Annotated in this window: 19 protein-coding genes; 8 read left to right on the forward strand and 11 right to left on the reverse strand. The window is 72.3% G+C overall.

Annotation, left to right across the window (positions count from 1 at the left end):
- Positions 1 to 50: 50 nt before the first annotated feature.
- The gene (locus ACLIRP_RS14020) at positions 51 to 1172 is read right to left on the reverse strand and encodes a S8 family serine peptidase (protein WP_412061086.1); all 1122 of its coding nucleotides are present in this window, start codon (positions 1170 to 1172) and stop codon (positions 51 to 53) included.
- A gap of 402 nt (positions 1173 to 1574) precedes the next feature.
- On the opposite strand from ACLIRP_RS14020, the gene purB reads away from it, so the two are divergent.
- Positions 1575 to 2873 carry an adenylosuccinate lyase gene (purB, locus tag ACLIRP_RS14025; protein WP_412061087.1) on the forward strand — a complete coding sequence of 433 codons (1299 nt, stop codon included), beginning with the start codon at positions 1575 to 1577 and terminating at the stop codon, positions 2871 to 2873.
- 43 nt (positions 2874 to 2916) lie between these two features.
- On the opposite strand, the gene folE is transcribed toward purB, so the two are convergent.
- Both folE and ACLIRP_RS14035 read right to left on the reverse strand, forming a co-directional pair.
- Positions 2917 to 3507: a GTP cyclohydrolase I FolE gene (gene folE, locus ACLIRP_RS14030; RefSeq protein WP_412063717.1), complete on the reverse strand. Its 591-nt coding sequence runs from the start codon at positions 3505 to 3507 to the stop codon at positions 2917 to 2919.
- Positions 3508 to 3556: 49 nt separating this feature from the next.
- Positions 3557 to 3964, reverse strand: coding sequence for a 6-pyruvoyl trahydropterin synthase family protein (locus ACLIRP_RS14035; RefSeq protein WP_412061088.1), 408 nt, complete (start codon positions 3962 to 3964; stop codon positions 3557 to 3559).
- Between the two features lie 362 nt (positions 3965 to 4326).
- On the opposite strand from ACLIRP_RS14035, the gene ACLIRP_RS14040 reads away from it, so the two are divergent.
- Positions 4327 to 6033: a serine hydrolase gene (locus ACLIRP_RS14040; RefSeq protein ID WP_412061089.1), complete on the forward strand. Its 1707-nt coding sequence runs from the start codon at positions 4327 to 4329 to the stop codon at positions 6031 to 6033.
- Positions 6034 to 6114: 81 nt separating this feature from the next.
- The gene (locus tag ACLIRP_RS14045) at positions 6115 to 8820 is read left to right on the forward strand and encodes a DUF4344 domain-containing metallopeptidase (RefSeq protein ID WP_412061090.1); all 2706 of its coding nucleotides are present in this window, start codon (positions 6115 to 6117) and stop codon (positions 8818 to 8820) included.
- On the opposite strand, the gene ACLIRP_RS14050 is transcribed toward ACLIRP_RS14045, so the two are convergent.
- Entirely contained in the window at positions 8817 to 9575 is a 759-nt protein-coding gene (locus tag ACLIRP_RS14050) for a creatininase family protein (protein WP_412061091.1), read from the reverse strand. The two genes, ACLIRP_RS14045 and ACLIRP_RS14050, sit on opposite strands and share 4 nt — an antisense overlap.
- Positions 9576 to 9672: 97 nt before the next feature.
- Between ACLIRP_RS14050 and ACLIRP_RS14055 the strand changes: the two genes are divergently transcribed.
- From ACLIRP_RS14055 to ACLIRP_RS14065, 3 genes are all read left to right on the forward strand, one after another.
- Positions 9673 to 10017, forward strand: a complete 345-nt coding sequence (locus tag ACLIRP_RS14055) for a histidine triad nucleotide-binding protein (protein WP_412061092.1) — start codon at positions 9673 to 9675, stop codon at positions 10015 to 10017.
- A gap of 86 nt (positions 10018 to 10103) precedes the next feature.
- Positions 10104 to 10868 (forward strand): ABC transporter ATP-binding protein, encoded by a 765-nt coding sequence (locus tag ACLIRP_RS14060; RefSeq protein ID WP_412061093.1) that lies wholly within the window; start codon positions 10104 to 10106, stop codon positions 10866 to 10868.
- A gap of 45 nt (positions 10869 to 10913) precedes the next feature.
- Positions 10914 to 11678, forward strand: a complete 765-nt coding sequence (locus ACLIRP_RS14065) for an SDR family NAD(P)-dependent oxidoreductase (RefSeq protein ID WP_412061094.1) — start codon at positions 10914 to 10916, stop codon at positions 11676 to 11678.
- Positions 11679 to 11805: 127 nt separating this feature from the next.
- On the opposite strand, the gene ACLIRP_RS14070 is transcribed toward ACLIRP_RS14065, so the two are convergent.
- Entirely contained in the window at positions 11806 to 12372 is a 567-nt protein-coding gene (locus ACLIRP_RS14070) for a hypothetical protein (protein ID WP_412061095.1), read from the reverse strand.
- 103 nt (positions 12373 to 12475) lie between these two features.
- Between ACLIRP_RS14070 and ACLIRP_RS14075 the strand changes: the two genes are divergently transcribed.
- Positions 12476 to 13222, forward strand: coding sequence for a tryptophan-rich sensory protein (locus ACLIRP_RS14075; RefSeq protein WP_412061096.1), 747 nt, complete (start codon positions 12476 to 12478; stop codon positions 13220 to 13222).
- Positions 13223 to 13241: 19 nt separating this feature from the next.
- Here ACLIRP_RS14075 and ACLIRP_RS14080 read toward each other — a convergent pair whose 3' ends face one another.
- Positions 13242 to 13475 carry a hypothetical protein gene (locus ACLIRP_RS14080; RefSeq protein WP_412061097.1) on the reverse strand — a complete coding sequence of 78 codons (234 nt, stop codon included), beginning with the start codon at positions 13473 to 13475 and terminating at the stop codon, positions 13242 to 13244.
- Between the two features lie 188 nt (positions 13476 to 13663).
- Between ACLIRP_RS14080 and ACLIRP_RS14085 the strand changes: the two genes are divergently transcribed.
- Entirely contained in the window at positions 13664 to 14854 is a 1191-nt protein-coding gene (locus tag ACLIRP_RS14085; RefSeq protein ID WP_412061098.1) for an acyltransferase family protein, read from the forward strand.
- Between the two features lie 99 nt (positions 14855 to 14953).
- Here ACLIRP_RS14085 and rimK read toward each other — a convergent pair whose 3' ends face one another.
- The 5 genes from rimK to pyrR form a co-directional block, all read right to left on the reverse strand.
- The gene (gene rimK, locus ACLIRP_RS14090) at positions 14954 to 15844 is read right to left on the reverse strand and encodes a 30S ribosomal protein S6--L-glutamate ligase (RefSeq protein WP_412061099.1); all 891 of its coding nucleotides are present in this window, start codon (positions 15842 to 15844) and stop codon (positions 14954 to 14956) included.
- 107 nt (positions 15845 to 15951) lie between these two features.
- Positions 15952 to 16419, reverse strand: coding sequence for an ATP-dependent zinc protease (locus ACLIRP_RS14095; protein ID WP_412061100.1), 468 nt, complete (start codon positions 16417 to 16419; stop codon positions 15952 to 15954).
- A complete protein-coding gene (locus ACLIRP_RS14100) occupies positions 16416 to 17378 on the reverse strand; it encodes a polysaccharide deacetylase family protein (protein WP_412061101.1) in 963 nt (320 codons plus the stop codon). Before ACLIRP_RS14100 ends, ACLIRP_RS14095 begins: the two co-directional genes overlap by 4 nt.
- A 233-nt stretch (positions 17379 to 17611) precedes the next feature.
- Entirely contained in the window at positions 17612 to 18634 is a 1023-nt protein-coding gene (locus tag ACLIRP_RS14105) for an aspartate carbamoyltransferase catalytic subunit (protein ID WP_412061102.1), read from the reverse strand.
- Positions 18635 to 18651: 17 nt separating this feature from the next.
- Positions 18652 to 19230 (reverse strand): bifunctional pyr operon transcriptional regulator/uracil phosphoribosyltransferase PyrR, encoded by a 579-nt coding sequence (gene pyrR, locus ACLIRP_RS14110; protein ID WP_412061103.1) that lies wholly within the window; start codon positions 19228 to 19230, stop codon positions 18652 to 18654.
- Positions 19231 to 19272 lie beyond the last annotated feature (42 nt).

Below are 19272 nucleotides of genomic sequence, written 5' to 3' on the forward strand. Positions count from 1 at the left end.
GCCCGCCCTCCGGAGAGAGCGGGCGCCGCAGGCCGTCGGACAGGTGTCGATCAGCGCGAGATGATCGGGTCCGGGTTGCCGTCGGGGTCGCCATTCGCGGTCCCGCTCGTGCGCGCGGTGCCGAGCAGCATCACGCCGGCCGCGTGCGGGCTGGCCATCGACGTGCCCGAGATCGTGTTGTACCCGCCGCCCTTCCACGTCGACTCGATGGCGACGCCCGGAGCGGCGAAGGCGACCGCCGAGCCGTAGTTGCTGAAGTACGCGAAATTGTCGCTCGAGTCGATCGCCGAGATGGAGAACACGTTGTCGTTGGCGGACACGCCGCCGGCGCGCGCCGGCGAGTGGTTGTTGGCGTCGTCGGACTCGTTGCCCGCCGCCAGCACCATCGTGATGCCGGCTGCGCCGGCCGCCAGCACGGCGTTGTCGAGCGCGGCGGAGACCGGGCCGCCCAGGCTCATGTTGGCGACCGAGCACCCGGCCTGGCCCGAGGCCACGTAGTCGACGCCCGCGATGACGGCCGAGTACGACCCGCTGCCGCGGCTGTCGAGCACCTTGACGCCGACGATCGTCGCGCCGGCTGCGACGCCGATCACGCCCGTGGTGTTGTCGATGGCGCCGATCGTGCCGGCGACGTGCGTGCCGTGGCCGTTGCCGTCGTCCGCGCTGCGGGCGTCCTTGCCGCTCGTGATGAACGTCCGGCTCCGGCCCGTGTCCACGTTGAGGTCGGGGTGGTCGAGGTCGACGCCCGAGTCGATGACGCAGGCCGTGAGCCCGGCGCCGCTGGCGGCGCCGCCGACGCGCGTGATGCCGTAGGGCGTGGACTGGGCGCCGCCGCCGCCGCCACCGCTGCCGGGGCGCTTCAGCGAGACCGCCTGGTCGCGCTCGACGTAGGCCACGTTCGGGTTGCGCTCCAGCGCCGCCGCGGCCTGGGGCGAGAACCGGCCGGCAAAGCCGCGGATCGAGTTCTCGTAGACGTGCGTGGCGTTGCCGTTCGCGAGCCGGTTGGCCAGGCCGCGCGCGTTCGGCGCGCCGTCCTTGAACACGACGATGTAGGACTCGGTGTTGCCAGCATCGGCGGTCGCCTGGGCGGTGTCGGGGCCGGTGGCGTCGCAGCCGGCGAGGCCGATGGCGCCCGCGAGAGCGACGGAAGCGAGAGTACGAGAAAGACGCATGCGGGGTGGGTTCGTGGTGGGACCAGGGAGACGCCGTGCAGAGTGAGCGAACGATTCGCGGAGCCGACGTGAAGTCCTCACGATAGTCCCCTGCTCGAGGGAATGCCACCCTCTCCACCGATCCCGTGCATTCCCCGACCACGCTTCCACCTGGAGTTGCTTGAGTAACGCCTTCCAACCGCCACCTGCGATTTTCAGCGACAGGCCTTATTGATCGCACAGTATCTCTTGAAACGAGTCGGTACACCCTAAAAACATCCACATATCAGCGGCTAATCCGCTGGCGTCTTCGTCCCCAAAGCACCCGCCCCCAAGCGCGTGGGGGCGACGTCTTCGGACAGGGTTCAGCGACCGACCCGAGCGGGGGCCCGACCTTGCCGGAGTCCCCACCCCGCGACCGCCATGATCGACCGCTACACCCGCCCCGCGATGGGCGCCATCTGGACCGAGGAGGCCCAGTTCCAGGCCTGGCTCGACGTCGAGCTCGCCGCCTGCTGGGCGTGGGCCGAGGCGACCGGCCAGATCCCGCACGACGACGTCGAGACGTTGTACGAGCGCGCGAGCTTCGACATCGCGCGGATCCACGAGATCGAGGCCGAGACGCGGCACGACGTGGTCGCCTTCACCCGCGCCGTCTCCGAGACCCTCGGTGAGGAGCGCAAGTGGGTCCACTACGGGCTGACCTCGTCCGACGTGGTCGACACGGCGCAGTCGCTGCGGCTGCTGCGCGCCAACGCGATCCTGCGCGAGGGGCTCGTCCGGCTCGGCGAAGTGCTGAAGGCACGCGCCCAGGAGCACAAGCACACCGTGACCGTCGGGCGGACGCACGGCGTCCACGCCGAGCCGACGACGTTCGGGCTCAAGCTGGCGCGGTTCTACGATGCCGTCCAGCGCGATCTCGAGCGGTTCGACGCGGCCGCCGAGGCCGTCCGTGTCGGCAAGCTGTCCGGCGCCGTCGGCACGTTCGCCAACATCCCGCCCGAGGTGGAGCGCCTGACGTGCGAGCGGCTGGGCTTGCGCGCCGCGCCGATCTCGACCCAGGTGCTCCCGCGCGACTTGCACGCCCAGTACCTCGCCGCGCTCGCCCTCGTCGGCACGACGATCGAGACGATCGCCGTCGAGATCCGGCACCTGCAGCGGTCTGAAGTCCTGGAGGCCGAGGAGTCGTTCGGGGCCGGCCAGAAGGGGTCGAGCGCGATGCCGCACAAGCGCAACCCGGTCGGGAGCGAGAACCTGACGGGCATGGCGCGGCTGCTCCGCGGCTACATGGTGGCCGCCTACGAGGACGTCGCGCTGTGGCACGAGCGCGACATCAGCCACTCGTCCGTCGAGCGCGTCATCCTTCCCGACGCGACGATCGTGCTCGACTACGCGCTGGCGCGGATGGCGCGGATCGTCGAGAACCTGACGGTCTACCCGGACCGGATGGCCGAGAACCTCGACCGGACGTACGGGCTCGTCTACAGCCAGCGCCTGCTGCTGCTGCTGATCGAGGGCGGGCTCAGCCGCGAGGTCGCGTACGACACCGTCCAGCCGCTCGCGATGCAGGCGTGGCGCGAGCGCCGCGACTTCCGCACGCTCGTCGAGGGCGCGCCCGGCATCACGGCGCACCTGTCGGCCGAGCAGATCGCCGACGCCTTCGACCCGGCGTATCACCAAACGCAGGTCGACACCATCTTCGAGCGCGTCGGGCTGGCCTAGCGCGCGGACGCGCGAGACTTGGGGGCGCCCCGATGCGCCCCCCCTAGTGCGAGATCAGGCGCATAAACTCGGCGCGGGTGTCGGGCTGCTTCAGGAAGACGCCCGACATGGCGCTGGTCGTCGTCGACGAGTTCTGCTTTTCGGCGCCGCGCATCATCATGCACAGGTGCTGGGCCTCGATGACGACGGCGACGCCCTCGGGCTGGAGCACGCGGTCGATGGCGTCGCGGATCTCGAGCGTGAGGCGCTCCTGGACCTGGAGCCGCCGCGCGAACACGTCGACGACGCGGGGGATCTTGCTGAGCCCGACGATGCGGCCGTTCGGGATGTAGGCGACGTGGGCCTTGCCGAAAAAGGGGAGCGCGTGGTGCTCGCACAACGAGTACACCTCGATGTCGCGGACGAGCACCATCTCGGAGTAGTCCTCCTCGAAGAGCGCCGAGCGCAGGACCTCGTCGGGGTCGAGGCCGTACCCGTGCGTCAGGAACTGCCAGGCCTTGGCGACGCGCTCGGGCGTCTTGACGAGCCCCTCGCGCGCGGGGTCTTCGCCGACGATCTCGAGCTGGCGCCGCGTGAGGGCGGCGAGCTCGTCGGTGGCGCCGTCGTGGTAGACGTCGGAGCGCTCGTAGAGCAGGGGGCTGGCGAACTCGGTGGCGAGGTCGGTGGCGCCGGGGGCGGGGGGCTTATTCACCACGGTAGACGACGGAGTTGTTGTGGGTCTCGCGCAAGGTGATCTCGTGGAGGCCGGGGACGTGAGGCGCGAGCTGCTCCCAGATGGCGACGGCGAGCGTCTCCGTCGACGTCTTCTTTCCGGTGAGGAAAGGCACGTCGAGGTTGAGGTTCTTGTGGTCGAGCGGGCTGACGACGTGCGTCTCGATAACGGCCTTGAGGGCGGCGAGGTCGACGACGAAGCCGGTGTCGGGGTCGGGCTCACCGGCGACGGTGACGTCGAGCTCGTAGTTGTGGCCGTGCCAGTTGGGGCTGTTGCACTTCCCGAAGGTGTCCCGATTCCAGTCGTCGGGCTTGTCGGGGTTGTGCAAGCGGTGGGCCGCGTTGAAGTGCGCTTTGCGCGTGACGTAGACGGTCGGCATCGGAGGGCGCGGGTTCGTCCGGGCCAACCGCCGGGCGCGGGGCGGCGTTCCGGGAGGAGGAGTAGAGGGGAGGAGGAGAAAAGGCGTAAAGGCTGGAAGTCGCCAGCAGGCGCGGTCGGCGCCAGCGGGTGGCCGGCGGCGTGATGTGACCCGGCTCGTGATGCGACACGGCGCAGCGGGGAGGCGCGCGCAGGCAGACGGGCGGGGACCCTGGACCTCCCGTCACGGGAGGGCTCGCGGGGCAACTCTGCGGGGGTGGGCGGGTCTGGGGCGCGACGACCTCTCCCAGACCCGCGTCGCGCCGGTTCGTAACCCGGCGGCTGGATTCCCGTTGGCAGGCTCCCCCCACACCCCTCTTTCCCGTGCACCGTCTCGCGCTCCTCGCCCTTCTCTTCCTTCTCGTCGCGCCGGCTCAGGCGCAGGTGGCCGCCGACGTCGAGGCGCTCGTCGAGGCGTACCACGACGCCGACCGCTTCAACGGGTCGGTGCTGGTGTCCGACGGCGGGGAGGTCGTCTGGAGCGGCGGCGTCGGGCTGGCGAACGCCGAGTGGGCGGTCCCGAACGCCGCCGACACGCGGTTCCGCGTCGGGTCCGTCACCAAGCAGTTCACGGCCGCGCTCATCCTGCAGCTGATGGAGGCGGGCGCGATCGATCTGCACGCGCCGGTGTCGACGTACGTGCCCGAGGTGCCGGTCGACGCGCGGATCACCACGCACCACCTGCTGGCGCACACCTCCGGTCTGCACAGCTACACGGCGCTGCCGACGTTCGGGGCGTTCCAGCGCAATCCGCACACGCCCGCCGAGCTGATGGCGCTCACGGCCGGGATGCCGCTCGACTTCGAGCCCGGCGAGAGCTGGTCGTACAGCAACTCGGGCTACATCCTGCTCGGGATGATCGTCGAGGCGGTGACGGGCGAGACGTACGCCCAGGCGCTCCAGTCGCGGCTCCTCGACCCCCTCGGCATGACGGCCTCGACCTACGACGACGGCGTCACGGTCTACGCCCGCGCCGCGAGCGGCTACGCGCGCGGGACGCAGGGCCTGCGCCGGACGGACTACCTCGACACGAGCGTGCCGTACGCGGCGGGGATGCTGCTGGCGTCCGTCGAGGACCTCAAGACCTGGAGCGACGCGCTCTTCGCGGGCGACGTGTTCGCGTCGGCGGAGACGCTGGAGCTGATGAACACGCGGCACGCCGAGATCCCCGGGCTCGACCAGGACGGCGGCTACGGGTACGGCGTCTTCGTGGGCAACCTGGAGGTCGGCGGGCGGATGGTGCCGATCGTGCAGCACGGCGGCGGCATCAACGGGTTCACGACGGGGTTCTGGCGTCTGGTCGACCGCGACGCGGTGATCGTGGCGAGCAGCAACACGCAAGACGGCTCGGACGCGATGATCCAGGGGCTCATGGCGATTCTCTACGGCGACGAGCCGGAGGTCCCCAAGCCGTCGGCGCTGGGCGGCCTGCGCGAGGCGCTGGCGGCGGGGGGCGTGGAGGCCGTGGAGGCCGCGTTCAGGGCCGCCCGCGCGGGCGACGAGGTGACCGTCACCGAGCGCGACCTCAACACGCTCGGGTACCAGGCGCTCGCCGACGGCGACGTCGACACGGCCGTCGCGCTGTTCCGCCTCAACGTGGCGGCGTACCCCGAGGCCTGGAACCCGCACGACAGCCTGGGTGAGGGCCTGCTCGTGGCCGGCGACACGACCGCCGCCATCGCGAGCTACCGCCGGGCGCACGCGATCAACCCCGCTGCGCCCTCGCCCCGGACCGCGCTGGAAGCGCTCGGCGTCGACCTCGACACGGTGACGCTGTCGGACGCCGTCTTGAGCCGCTACGTCGGCACGTACCAGATCCAGCCCGGCTTCCTGCTGGCGGTGCGGCTCGAGGAGGGCCAGCTGATCACCCAGGCGACGGGCCAGAGCGCCTTCCCGATGACGCCGATCTCGGAGACCGAGTTCGCGCCGCCGTTCGACGCCCGCCTGGTGTTCGAGCCCGGCGACCCGGCACCCGCGGTGACGCTGTTCCAGGGCGGGAATGAGATCCGCGCGGCGCGCGTGGACGACTAGGCACCCTGGCCCTCCCCTCCGGCGGGGAGGGCCGTCCGGGCGCGGCGCCGTAGCATCCCGACGAGGCTCTCCCCCGTCCCGATGCATCGACTCCTGCTGCTCGCCGCCGTCGCCCTCGTGTCCGCCCCGCTCGCGGCCCAGTCGTTCGGGGCCGGCGCCCGGCTGATCCGGTCCGGCGAGACGCTGACCGGCACGCTGACGCCGTCCGACCCCACGCTCGACGACGGCTCGCACTACGACCTGTACCGCTACGACGGGTCGCCGGGCGAAACCCTCGTGCTGACGCTGCGCTCGGACGACTTCGACGCCTACCTCATCGGCGGGGCGCTGGGCCGCGAGGGCATCGAGGACACCGTCACCGACGACGACGGGGCGGGCGGCACGGACGCCCAGTTGACGATCGAGATCGGGGCGACGGGGCAGGCGGCCATCCAGGCCAACTCGCTGAGCGCGGGGGCGACCGGGCGGTACACCATCTTCGCCGAGTCGCTCGGCGGTGGGCGGGGCCCAGCGGTCGCCCAGGGCGGCCTGCCCGTCCTGCGGGTCGGCGACACCGTGACGGGGCGGCTCAACACGACCGACGCAACGCTCGACGACGGATCGCACTACCAGGACTTCGCGATCTCCGGCGCGCCGGGCCAGCAGGTTGCCGTGACGATGCGGTCGACGGCCTTCGACGCCTACCTCCAGGGCGGGCCGGTCGTCGGAGGGGCCGTCCAGCCCGACGCGTCCGACGACGACAGCGGGGGCGGGACGGACGCGCAGATGGTCGCCACGCTCGATGGGAATGGGACGTACGGCATCCGCGTCAACTCGCTGACCGAGAGCCAGACGGGGCCGTTCACGCTGTCGGCTGAGGCGGTCTCGGGCCCAACACCGGGGCCGTCCGGCCCGGTGGCGGGCGCCACGCCGATCCGCGCCGGGCAGAGCCTGAGCGGGGCGCTGGCGGCCGGCGACGACCGGCTCGGCGACGACTCGTACGCCGACGCCTACGTCTACGAGGGGTCGCCCAACGAGAGCGTCGAGTTCGTGCTCGCGTCGCAGGCCTTCGACGTGTACCTGCTGGGCGGGCCGACGCTGGCGGCCGCGCGGAGCGCCGAGACGACCGACGACGACGGCGCGGGCGGGACCGACGCCCGGCTGCGCGTCACGACCGGCGCCGACGGCCGCTACGTCGTGCTCGCCAACTCGTACGCCGCCGGCGACACGGGCCCGTACCTGCTGACGGCGCGCTCGCTCTCCGGCGCCGCCCCCGCGCTCCCCGGTGTGACGGCGCTCGCGCTCGGCCGCTCCGTCTCCGGCCGCCTCGACGCCAGCGACCCGACGCTCGACGACGGCACGCACTTCGACTTTTACACGTACACCGGCTCGGCGGGCGAGGACGTCGTGATCACCCTGACGTCGAGCGACTTCGACCCGTACATGCTCTTCCAGCGGATCGTCGGCGACGAGCTTGAGCTGGTGGCGCAGGACGACGACGGCGGCGAGGGCACGAGCTCGCGGATCCGGGCGACGCTCGACGCGAGCGGGACGTACGTCGTCGTGGCCAACTCGTACGCCGCCGGCGCGACGGGCGCGTACACCGTCTCCATCGGGCGGCCCGGCGCCGTCGCCCAGCAAGAGGCGGAGGAGGCGGGTTACGCGACGCTGGAGCTGGGCCGGGTCACCTCGGGCCGGCTGGAGCCCGGCGACACGGTCCTGGACGACGACTCGTTCGCCGACCTCTACGTCTTCGAGGGGACGCCGGGCGACGCCGTCACCGTGACCATGCGGTCGACCGACCTCGACGCGTACCTGTCGATCGGCACCATCGAGGGGTCGGAGCTGGCGGTCGTCGGGCGCGACAACGACAGCGGCGGCGGGCGCGACGCACGCGTCCGGTTCACGGTCGGGGCGTCCGGCCTGTACGCCGTCCAGGCCAACTCGCTCTCGGGCGGCGAGACGGGCGCGTACACCGTCCTGGTGGAGCGGGCCGAGGCACCGCCACCGACGGCCGAGGGCCCGGCGCGGCGCGGCGCGGAGACCGCGCGGTTCGCGGGCAAGTGGGCCCCGCTCTCGTACGAGACGACGGCCAACTACGACGCGTACCGCACGCTCGTCCGCGACGGCCGCCACCTCGAGCGGATCTCGGAGCGCCTGGGCGCCGAGTATCCCGTCCCGAAGAACATCCCGATCCGGTTCTCGGAGTGCACCGAGCCTGGCGCCGACTTCCCGTACATCAACGCCTACTACCGACCGACGCCCGGCGACATCACGTTCTGCTACGAGCTCATGGCCGACATCGTGGGGCGGCTCGGGCAGGCCTACCCCCAGGACCAGCTGGCAGGCGTGGTCGACGGGGCCTACGACTTCGTGATGCTCCACGAGGTCGGCCACGCGCTGACGGACCAGCTCGAGATCCCGATCACCGGGCGCGAGGAGGACGTGGCCGACCAGTTCGCCACGCTCGCGCTCTTGCGCCAGGGCGACCGCGGCGCGCTCGCGGCACTCCACGGCGTCGACTACCTGTACCGGCTCGGCGGCGGGCGCGAGGGCGGCAGCGGCGGGCGCCCGATGCTGGCCGACGAGCACTCGCTCGGCCCGCAGCGCCTGTACAACGTCCAGTGCTGGGTGCTCGGCTCGGACGTCGACAAGTACGCCTGGCTCGTCTTCGACGAGGACGGCAACGAGCGGACCGACGAATACGGCCTCCCGCTCGACCGCGCGCGCCGGTGCGCGGCGGAGTACGCCCAGATGGAGAAGTCCTTCGAGGTGCTGATGGAGTTCGTCTACCGCGAGCGCGACTAGCGGTACGGATCCGCCGGATCCATCGCCGCGAGCTCGACCAGGAACGACGCGACGCGCTCGGCGACGGCGTCGACGAAGGCCGCACCCTTGGCGGCCGTCGCCGCGCGGGGGTCGCCGACGCCGGTGTCGGCCGTCATCCGGCGCCAGTCGCGGGGGGCCCAGGCCCAGCCCTCGCGGAGCGCGGCGACCCGGAACGGCCGCTCGGCCCCGTCGCCCGCCTCCCCCAGCGGACGCACCAGGTCGGGCCGGAGGTGGAGCATCGCGCTCGTCTCCAGCTCGCCGGCGTGGTCGCCCGGGGCGTCGAAGTGGTCGTCGGCCGGGGCCGCGCGCCACCAGTCGAGGGTCGCCAGAAACAGGTCGGTCCGGCCCTGGAGCTCGCGGACCATCGGCTTGAAGTCGTTGCCGCCGTGCCCGTTGAGGAGCACCAGACGAGGCACGCCCGCCGCCTCCAGGCTCCGGACCACGTCGCCCAAGACGGCCGCTTGCGTCGTCGGGCTCAGGTCGATGACGGGCCCCAGCCCGAGCTGCATCGCGTTCGCCCCGAACGGGATCGCCGGCAGGACGAGCGCACGCGCGCCCCGCGCCCACGCCCGCCGCACGGCCTCGGCGGCGACGGCCGCCGCCTGGATGGTGTCCGTCGCGTACGGGAGGTGGAGGTTGTGGGGCTCGGTCGCGCCCCAGGGCAGGACCGCCACGTCGTACGACGCGTCGCGGACGGTGGACCAGGGGAGATCGGCGAGGACGTAGGGACGCATCGGGCGGCAGGCGGGGCCCCGGCTACGCGCGACCGGCTGGCGGCGGTCCGGCCCGACCCCGCGTAGCTTGCGCGCCCGCACCGCCGACCTGCCACCCGTGGCCGACGACAAAACGCTGTTCCAGAAGATCGCCGACGGCGACATCCCGGCCGACCTCGTCTACCAAGACGAGCGGGCGATCGCGTTCCGCGACATCGCGCCCCAGGCGCCCGTCCACATCCTGGTCGTCCCGCGCAAGCCGATCCCGCGCGCCGACGCCATCGAGCCCGAGGACGAGGCGCTCGTCGGGCACCTCTTTACGGTCGCCCGCCAGGTGGCCGACGCCGAGGGGCTCAGCGACTACCGACTCGTCGTCAACAACGGCGCGGGCGCGGGCCAGACCGTCTTCCACCTCCACGTCCACCTGCTCGGCGGGCGCGGCCTGCAGTGGCCTCCTGGCTGAGAGGGATACCGAGGGTGCGGGATGGAGGCATCCGGGCCCTCTCTCTGCCCATCCCTCCTCACCTCGACCCCTCCTTCCCTCTTCCGATGATCTCTGTCCAGGACGTCCACGTCGCCATCGACGGCACGCCCATCCTGCACGGGGTCACGTTCGAGGTCGAGGCCGGGTCCGTGGCGGGGTACGTCGGGCCGAACGGGGCGGGCAAGACGACCACGATGCGGCTGCTCACCGGCGCGCTCCCGCCCGACACCGGGCGCGTGATCGTCGGTGGCGTCGACGTGGTGGCGGACCCGCTGGCGGCCAAGCGGCGGTTCGGGTACGTCCCCGAGCATGGCCACGTCTACGAGAGCTTCACCCCGGACGAGTACCTCACCTTCATCGGCCGGATGCACCGCCTGGACGAGGCAACGATCCGCGCCCGCGCCGCCGCGCACCTCGCCTTCTGGGGGCTCGCCGACGACGGCGACCGCTCGATGACGGGGTTTTCGAAGGGCATGAAACAGAAGGTCCTGATCTCGGCCGCGCTTCTGCACGATCCCGCCGTGCTCCTGCTCGACGAGCCGCTCGGCGGGCTCGACGCGCATGCCGTGCTCCAGACGCGCGCCCTCCTCCGGACGCTCGCGCTGAAGGGCCGGTCCGTGTTCTACTCGTCGCACCTGCTCGACGCCGTCGAGAAGGTGGCTGACCTGGTCGTCGTGGTCCGCGACGGGCGGATTCTGCAGACCGGCTCGCCCGAGGAGATCTCGGCGGCCGGCGGGGGCGGCTCGCTCGAGAGCGCCTTCGGCAAGCTGACCGCCGCCGCCGACGCCTACGACGAGGCCGAAACGCTTGTCGCCCAGGCGTTCGACTAAGCAAAGGACGGCGCGTACCCTGTCCCGCCCCCTCCCGCCCCACGCATGGACACCCCCGTCGCTCTCGTCACCGGCGCCGCCAGCGGGATCGGCCGCGCGGTCGCCCTCGCGCTCGCCGCACCCGCCCCTGGCCGCCCCGCGCACGCCATCGTCGTCGCCGACTGCGACGAGGCCGGCGCGCTCGCGACCGTCCGCCAGCTCGAAGACCTCGGCGCCGTCGCCCGGTTCGCGCCGTGCGACGTGGCCGTCGAGGACGAGGTGGCCGCGGCGGTCCACACGGCCACGGAGACGTTCGGGCGGCTCGACGTGTTGGTCAACAACGCGGGCATTGAGGGGCCCGTCCGGCCCGTCCACGCGGTCTCCGCGGATGATTGGCGCAGGGTGTTCGAGGTCAACGTCCACGGCGTGTTTTATGGGATCCGCCACGCGCTCCCGCACCTGCTGGCAGCCGGCCGTGGGTCGATCGTGACCATCGCCAGCGTGGCCGGGGTCAAGGGCTTCCCGCTCCACGCGGCGTACTCGGCGGCCAAACACGCCGTCGTGGGGCTGACGCGGACGACGGCGCTGGAAACGGCCCGGACCGGCGTCCGCGTCAACGCCGTCTGCCCCGGCTTTACCGAGACGCCGATGCTCACGGGGGGCTTGGACGCGATGGACCAGGCGCCTGCCGACCTCGCGCGCCGCATCCCCGCCGGGCGCCTCGGCCAGCCCGACGAGATCGCCGCCGCCGTGGCCTACCTGTGCTCCGACGCCGCCGCCTACGTCACCGGCCAGACGTTGGTCGTCGACGGCGGCCTCAGCGCGGCCTGATGCGAGAAGAGGAGTGGACGAGAAGAGGAACGGAGGCCCTCCGGGCATAGCCTCTTCTCCTCTCGCCCTCTTCTCTTCTCTTCCGGTGGGCCAGGCGGCGGAAGCCCGAACGCGACCTGATCCTGTCCTAGCCGGCCGCCGTCTCCTCGTCCTCTAGCAGCGGGTTCTCGTCGCCGGGCCCGAACGTCATCGTCAGGTCGCGGACGGCCGCGTAGATCAGGAGCATCACCCCGACGGCCAGCCCGCCGATCACGGCCGAGAGCAGGGTCGTCGCGTAGAAGATGGCGCTGTACCACCGGTGCGCGATGCCCGTCGCCTCGCCGAGCGGGATGATGAGCACGACGAGCAGCAGCGTCGCCATCGTGAACACGACCACGTCCGCGAGGGCGATCTGGCGGATCCGCTCGTAGTGCCCGCCCCGGATGTCGGAGTCCGTGTTCGAGGTCAGGCCCAGGATCGTCAGCATCAGCGCCAGCGTCGAGGCGCTGACGACCATCGCCGTCGAGGCGAACGTCCGGACCGTCGGGAGCGCCGCCTCGATCAGCAGCCGCGCTTCGCTGTCGGTCACGTTCCCGAGCAGGACCACGATGGCGCCCATCAGCACGGTCGCCACGACGCCCGCCGTCAGCGCGATCCGCAGGTCGGCGCGGACCCGGTCGCGGTCGTTGGGGGTCAAGGCGTCGAGTCCGAGCATGGCGGGGTGGGGAGACCGCCGGGGTACGGGGCCCGGCGCCGGCAGGGTCCGCGGAGCCCCGCGCGCGGCGTCGCGTTCCGAGCGTCCCCTCCTCTGCCGCCCCATGCACGGCCGCCTCCGCCAGCTCGTCGTCGTCGTCGCCGCCGCCCTCAACCTCGTCCTCAACGGGCTGGCCGGCGCCGGGCTGCTGTTCGGGGTCCAGACCGGCGCCGTCTCCGACGTCAACGACACGCCGATCACGCCGCCCGGGTGGGCGTTCGGCATCTGGTCGGTCATCTTCGTCGGCGTCGCCGTGTTCGCCGTCTGGCAGGCGCTCCCGGCCCAGCGCGGCGCCCGGATCGACCGCGTGGCCGGGCCGTTCGTGCTGGCGAACGTGCTCAACGGGCTGTGGCAGATCCCGTGGCTGACGGGCCGGTTCGGGCTCGCGGCGCTCGTCATCGTCGGCATCCTGGCCTCGCTCGTGGCCCTGTACGTCCGTCTCGATCGGCTGGCGCTGCGCGGCGCCGAGCGCTGGGCGCTGGGCGTCCCGACGGCGCTGTGGCTGGCGTGGCTCGCCGTCGCGACCCCGCTCAACCTGACCGTCTGGCTCCGCAGCCTGGGGTGGACCGCCGACGCCATCGTGTGGCCGATCGTGGTGATCGTGGCCGTCGGCGCCGTCGGCGCGTGGTGGCTGTCGCGGACGGCCGACTTGGCGGCGGCGCTCGTGCTGGGATGGGCGTTCGCGGCCATCGGCTCGGGCGTCGAGGGCGCCCTGCTGGCGGCCGTCGGCGCCGCCGCGCTGGCGGTGCTCGCGGGCCTCGGCGTCGGCGCCCGCCGGCAGTCGCTGTGGCCGACGGCGCACGCGAGCTAGGCGCCGCCGGGCCCATCGCCTAGCCCTCCACCTCCGCCTCTCCGAGGAGCACCTCGACCGACGGCAGGCCGTGGTACCAGTCGTGGTGCTTGGCCCACTGCGCGCACGCCAGGCACTGCGTCTCGCGCCAGAGGCGCCCGCACGCCGGGCACTGGCCGCCCGTCTCGAAGGTGTTCCACGCGTGGCCGCACGTGCACGACCACCGCGCGTCGGCGGTCGGCTCCCAGGCGCACGACGGGCAGGCGATTCGCATGAGCGGACTCGGACGGGTGTGCGAGGATAGCCGCTCGCGCCGGCCCCGGCAACCTGAGACCGATTCCGGGACGGGAATGAAACACCTCGCCCCAAATGTCACAGAGCCGTTCCGCTGGCGCCCGGGGTGACACGTTCTCTCGACACGGCACGGTCCGGGCAATCTCTCTGGGCAGCCCCTCCATGCCCATGAACGCAGACGCACCCACCCGCCCTCGCCCGCCCTCGCCGCGCCTGCCCGAGTGGGTCCGGCTCGGCACCGAGGCGGGAGGGGACGGACACGCCGCCGGTGTCCCGACGCTAGAAACGGGGCCACCCCGGACCCGCCGCGTCGCCAACCTCGACCTGCTCCGCGCGCTCGCGATTGTGCCCGTCGTGCTGGTCAACGCCGTCGGCGAAGGGCTGATCGACGCCGGCCCCTGGGGCGACCACGTGCTGCAGTCCGGCTGGGTCGGCGTCGACCTGTTCTTCGTGCTCTCGGGCTGGCTCGTCGGCGGGCTCTACTGGCGCGAGCTGACCGACTTCGGGTCGGTCCAGACCGGCCGGTTCTGGGCGCGGCGCTGGCTCCGGACGATCCCGCCGTACCTCGTGGCCCTCGTCGTCATCTATGGCGTCCGGGCCGTCGCCACGACGAACGCCGAGCCGTTCGACTGGCGGTACCTCGCCTTTGCCCAGAACTACACCGGCCTGCCCTACTGGGGCGTCAGCTGGTCGTTGTGCGTCGAGGAGCACTTCTACCTCGCGCTCCCGCTCGTGCTCGGCGTCTCGCGCCGGTTCCGCGGCGGCGTCCCGCTCGCGCTCGGCGCGGCGGCCCTCGGGTCGCTGCTGGCCCGCGTGCTCACCGTGGCCGACGGGGCCGACCCGTGGGGGCTGCAGTACACGGCCACGCACATGCGGCTCGAAGGGCTCGCCCTCGGCGTCGCGGCGGCCTACGTCTACCACCGCCGCGCCGACCTGTGGCCCGCGCTCCGCCGCGCCGGGACGCTGCTGGCGCTGCCCGGGCTCGCGTTCGTGGCGACGATCCCCTGGCTGCCCGTCGACATCCTCAACCGGTACGCGTACGCCGGGGTCGACCTCGCGTTCGTCGCTGTGCTGGTCGCCGTGGCGGACCGGAAGGCCTTGCCGTTCGCCTCCAGCGCCGCCGTCCGGTGGACGGCGCTCGTCTCGTACAGCGTCTACATGACGCACGCGACCGTCTTCGACGCCGTCACGCGGACGCCGCTCGGCGGGCTCCCCTTGCCGCTCGCGCTGGCGTCGGGGCTGGCGGCCGTCGCCGTCGTCGGCGCCGGGTTCTACTGGGTCATCGAACGCCCGGCGCTGCGGCTCCGCCGCCGGATCGCCCCGCGCCGCTCCCACGCGCCCTCGCCCGCGCTGGGGTAGGGTCAGGAATGGAAGAGAAGAGGGACAAGGAGAAGAGGATCGGGTTTGCCGCACGGGCTGCTCAGCGCGCCGCTTCCCCTCCTCATCTCCTCCCTTCCTCTACTCTCCCTTCCGCGCCGCCAGGCTCTTCTCGATGAACGTGATGATGGTCCCGGCCACGTCTTTCTCCGTCGCCTTCTCGATCCCCTCCAGGCCCGGCGACGAGTTGACCTCCAGCACGAGCGGCCCGCGCTCCGACTGGAGCACGTCGACCCCGCCGACCCTGAGGCCGAGCGACTTGCACGCCAGCACGGCCGTCTTGCGCTCCGCCGGCGTGATCTTGATCTGCCGGGCGCTGCCGCCCCGGTGGAGGTTCGAGCGGAACTCGCCCTCAGCGCCCTGCCGCTTCATCCCGGCGACGACGCGGTCGCCGACCACGAACAGCCGTACGTCCGCGCCGCCGGCCTCCTTGATAAACTCCTGCACCAGCAGGTAGGCCTTCATCCCGCGGAACGCCTGGATGACGCTCTCGGCCGCCTTCTTCGTCTCGCACAGCACCACGCCCACGCCCTGCGTCCCCTCGAGCAGCTTGACGATGACCGGCGGGCCGCCGACGGACTTGATCAGGTCGGCCGCGTCGTCGGCCTGGTGGGCGAACGCCGTGCGTGGCAGCGCGATACCCTTCTTGGCCAGGAACTGGTGGGCCCGCAACTTGTCGCGCGAGCGCGTGATGCCCATCGCGCTGTTGAGCGACCACACGCCCATGGACTCGAACTGGCGCACGATGGAGAGCCCGTAGAACGTGATCGAGGCGCCGACGCGCGGGATGATCGCGTCCGGCGGGTCGAGCCGCTCGCCGTGGTAGTGGACCTCGGGCCCGTTCGCCGTCAGGTGCGCCGTGCACCGGAGCGTGTCGAGGATTTGGACCTCGTGGCCCCGCGCCTCGCCCGCCTCGACGAGCCGCCGGGTGGAGTACAGCGAGGGGTTGCGGGAAAGGATCGCGAGGCGCATTCGGGCGGGGGAATCGAGGACGGGACGGGGGCTCAGAGTACCGCCGCCTCCCGCGCATTCTCCCCCGTCCCCGTCTATTCTCAAACCGCCTCCTCGCACGGCCCCCTCTATTCGTAAAACGCGCCGGGGTGGTCGGGGCGGCCCAACAGGTACGACCCGCCCGAGTCGACGAGCACGCGGCCGGACATGGCCTCGCGGCCGAGCAGCATCGGAAAGCGCATCCCGTCGCGGTCGGTCAGCGACAGCTCGACGGGCCACTCGGGCGCGTCGGTCGCCAGCCCCAGCCGCAGCATGGCCTCGATGACGACGCGCAGCTCGGTGTGCCCGCTCGACGACGTGACCTCGCGCTCGTCGACGACGACGCCCTCGCACGCGACCGCCAGCTGGTGGCCGCGGAACAAGGGGTTGGCGACGAACACGGCGATCGTCTCGCCGTCGCGCACCTCGGTCCGGATCTCGCGCGCGTGGAGCGCCGACGTCCGCGCGCCGGTGTCGATCTTGGCGCGGACGGCGGGCAGGTTCAGCTCGGGAAAGGCCAGCCACTCTTGCCAGCCCACGGTCATGCGGTCGGTCATCGGTTCGGGTACGCAATTGCCTCCACCCAGTCGTCGGGGTGAGGCTCGGAGGTGAGGGGGACGCCGCGCGTGATCGCCCACCGCTGGAGCCACGACATCCCGGCGCGGCCGGTGTACGTGTCGTCGGAGGCGTAGACGGGGTCTCGGAGCGCCTCGTCGAGGGTGACGAAGGTGTAGCCGCGCTGGCGGAAGACGGCCACGAGCCGCCCGAGATGGTCGGCGTTGAGGGCGTTCGCGTGGAGAAGGAGCACGTGCGCCAGCTCGCGGCCGAATAGCTCCCGGCCGAGCACCTCGAAGTAGGCCGCCGTCGTGTCCATGTAGGCGAGGTAGGCATCGGCGACGCGGGCCGCGAGCGCGTCGTCGCCCGCGTCCTGGGCGCGGTCGTAGGCAAGCGCGTAGACGTACTCCGCGTTGTCGTGCGTGACCGGCGCGACCGTCAGCCCCTCGGCCGCCAGCCACGCCTCGAACGCCCGCTTCGTCTCCAGATCCGGGCCGACATTCAGAAACGGGTGCCGGAAGTAGCGGACCGAGTCGCCCCGCGCCGCCAGCAGCCGGTTCGTCACCACGTTCCCGCGCCGGACCTCGTCCTTGAACTCGGCCAGCGGGGTGTTGAACAGCGACGGGTGATCGTAGGTGTGGTTGCCCAGGTCGTGGCCCGCGTCGACCCAGGCCTGGAGCATGGCCTCGCGCGCGTCCCGCTCGCCCGCCACGTCCAGCTTGCCCTCGTTGACGAACCCGATGGCCGGGACGTCGGCTTGCGCGATCTGCGCCAGCAGGCCCCGGGTCACCCGCTGGTCGTGGGCCAGCGCGTGCCGCCGCCCGACGGGCAGGTCGTCGACGGTCAGCGCGATCGTCCGCGCCACGACGGGCTCGTCCTTCGGGGTCTCAGGTGTCGGCGCCTGCGCGCACGCCCCGCCGGCGAGCAGCGCCAGCAAGACGAGGAGGCCGTGTGCATGCATGCGAGGGCGTGTCGCTGTGCTCGGCAGACCCCCCGCTTGACCGCGCCAGCGGCTCGCCATCCGACGCGGTCGGCGTTGCGCGGCCAAGCTGTCCCCCTTGCCAAGGGGGACAGTCCGCGTGGTACCCCCTCCCGCGACCCGAGATGTCCCGGGACTGGCGACCGGCCGGATCGATGCGCCACGCGGAAGGGGGGTCTGCCGAGCAGCACGCCGGCGACCAGGGATCGGGTTCGTCACGAGCCCGCCTCGGCGTCCGTCATCGTGTCCGCGCCCGCCAGCAGGTACAGCACGGCCATCCGCACGGCGACCCCGTTCGTGACCTGATTCAGAATGACCGAGCGGTCCGAGTCGACCACCTCGCCGGCCATCTCGACGCCGCGGTTCACCGGCCCGGGGTGCATCACCCACAGGTCCGGGTTCGCGTCGAGGTGCTCCGGGCGCAGGCCGTACATCGCGTGGTACTCGCGCAGCGACGGCGTCAGCCCGATCGAGTCGGACTGGCGCTCGAGTTGGATGCGCAGCGCCATCGCCACGTCGCACCCGTCGAGCGCCTCCTCGAGCCGGTCCGTCACCGACACGTCGCGGCCGTCGAGCGCCTCCTCGATGTCGCGCGGCATCATCGTGCGCGGGCCGCACAGCGTGACGTGCGCGCCGAGCGCCGTCAGCCCGTAGACGTTCGACCGCGCGACGCGGCTGTGCGCGATGTCGCCGATGATGGCGACGTTCATGCCCGCGAAGTCGAAGCCCTTGAGGCCGGGGCGGCCCGGGACGGCGAGGTCCGAGACCGTGAGGGCGTCCAGGAGTGCTTGCGTGGGGTGCTCGTGCTGCCCGTCGCCCGCGTTCACGACCACGCCGTCGATGCAGCGTGTGAGGAACTGGGCCGCGCCCGCCGAGCGGTGGCGGATGACGGCGAGGTCGATCTTCATCGCCTCGATGTTGCGGGCCGTGTCCTTGAGCGTCTCGCCCTTCGACACGCTCGACCCCGAGGCGGAGAAGTTGGTCACGTCCGCCGAGAGCCGCTTCTGGGCGAGCTCGAACGACAGCCGCGTCCGGGTCGAGTTCTCAAAAAAGAGGTTGCAGCAGGTCACGCCCCGCAGGCTCGGGACGCGCTTGATGGGCCGCTCCAGCACGTCGCGGAACGCGCGCGCGGTCTGGAGCACGAGCCGGATCTCGTCGGCGTCGTAGCCCGCCAGCCCCAGCAGGTGCCGGTGTCGCAAGCGCTCGGCGGGCTTGGGGGTGGGGAGGCCTGGAGTCATCGGGGACACGGGTGCATTCAGCCCGGAACGGGTTTGGACACGAGCCAGACGCCGTCCTCGCCGTCCTCCTCCGTCAGCCGGACGCGGACGAGCTCGCCGGGGGCCGTTGGAATGTGGCGCCCCACGTAGTCGGGGGCGACGGGCAGCTCGCGCAGGCCGCGGTCGACGAACGCGAGCAGGCGCACGCTCGCGGGGCGCCCGAGGTCGACGAGCGCGTCGAGCGCCGCGCGCGTGGTCCGGCCCGTGTACACCACGTCGTCGACGAGCACGACGCGGCGGCCGTCGAGCGAGAACGGGATGTCGGTCGGTTGGACGAGCGGCGTCGGGCGGCCCATTCCCATGCCGACGTCGTCGCGGTAGAACGTCGCGTCGAGCACGCCGAACGGCAGGCGGACCCCCTCGATGGCCTCGATCCGGTCGCGCAGGCGCCGCGCGAGGTGCACGCCGCGCGTCTGCATCCCGACGAGCGCGAGCCGGTCGGCCGCCGAGGCGTCGTCGTCGAGCTCCTCGACGATCTGCCGCGCCAGACGGTCGAGCGTCCGCGCCACGTCGGCGGCGTCCATGAGGTGGGCCTTGACGGCGTCGGTCGGCGGCATGCCCGCAAGCTACCGCCGCGCGAGGCGGGGGGACGGGGCGTC

The sequence above is a fragment of the Rubrivirga halophila genome (assembly GCF_046845755.1).
GTDB lineage: Bacteria > Bacteroidota > Rhodothermia > Rhodothermales > Rubricoccaceae > Rubrivirga.

What these genes read in the sequence shown, in the direction of transcription:
- ACLIRP_RS14035 (WP_412061088.1), bottom strand. Translation starts at nt 3,964, where the DNA reads ATGCCGACCGTCTACGTCACGCGCAAAGCGCACTTCAACGCGGCCCAC.
- ACLIRP_RS14080 (WP_412061097.1), bottom strand. Translation starts at nt 13,475, where the DNA reads ATGCGAATCGCCTGCCCGTCGTGCGCCTGGGAGCCGACCGCCGACGCG.
- rimK (WP_412061099.1), bottom strand. Translation starts at nt 15,844, where the DNA reads ATGCGCCTCGCGATCCTTTCCCGCAACCCCTCGCTGTACTCCACCCGG.
- ACLIRP_RS14020 (WP_412061086.1), bottom strand. Translation starts at nt 1,172, where the DNA reads ATGCGTCTTTCTCGTACTCTCGCTTCCGTCGCTCTCGCGGGCGCCATC.
- ACLIRP_RS14060 (WP_412061093.1), top strand. Translation starts at nt 10,104, where the DNA reads ATGATCTCTGTCCAGGACGTCCACGTCGCCATCGACGGCACGCCCATC.
- ACLIRP_RS14095 (WP_412061100.1), bottom strand. Translation starts at nt 16,419, where the DNA reads ATGACCGACCGCATGACCGTGGGCTGGCAAGAGTGGCTGGCCTTTCCC.
- ACLIRP_RS14075 (WP_412061096.1), top strand. Translation starts at nt 12,476, where the DNA reads ATGCACGGCCGCCTCCGCCAGCTCGTCGTCGTCGTCGCCGCCGCCCTC.
- pyrR (WP_412061103.1), bottom strand. Translation starts at nt 19,230, where the DNA reads ATGCCGCCGACCGACGCCGTCAAGGCCCACCTCATGGACGCCGCCGAC.
- ACLIRP_RS14070 (WP_412061095.1), bottom strand. Translation starts at nt 12,372, where the DNA reads ATGCTCGGACTCGACGCCTTGACCCCCAACGACCGCGACCGGGTCCGC.
- ACLIRP_RS14105 (WP_412061102.1), bottom strand. Translation starts at nt 18,634, where the DNA reads ATGACTCCAGGCCTCCCCACCCCCAAGCCCGCCGAGCGCTTGCGACAC.
- ACLIRP_RS14050 (WP_412061091.1), bottom strand. Translation starts at nt 9,575, where the DNA reads ATGCGTCCCTACGTCCTCGCCGATCTCCCCTGGTCCACCGTCCGCGAC.
- ACLIRP_RS14100 (WP_412061101.1), bottom strand. Translation starts at nt 17,378, where the DNA reads ATGCATGCACACGGCCTCCTCGTCTTGCTGGCGCTGCTCGCCGGCGGG.
- ACLIRP_RS14085 (WP_412061098.1), top strand. Translation starts at nt 13,664, where the DNA reads ATGAACGCAGACGCACCCACCCGCCCTCGCCCGCCCTCGCCGCGCCTG.
- purB (WP_412061087.1), top strand. Translation starts at nt 1,575, where the DNA reads ATGATCGACCGCTACACCCGCCCCGCGATGGGCGCCATCTGGACCGAG.
- ACLIRP_RS14065 (WP_412061094.1), top strand. Translation starts at nt 10,914, where the DNA reads ATGGACACCCCCGTCGCTCTCGTCACCGGCGCCGCCAGCGGGATCGGC.
- ACLIRP_RS14045 (WP_412061090.1), top strand. Translation starts at nt 6,115, where the DNA reads ATGCATCGACTCCTGCTGCTCGCCGCCGTCGCCCTCGTGTCCGCCCCG.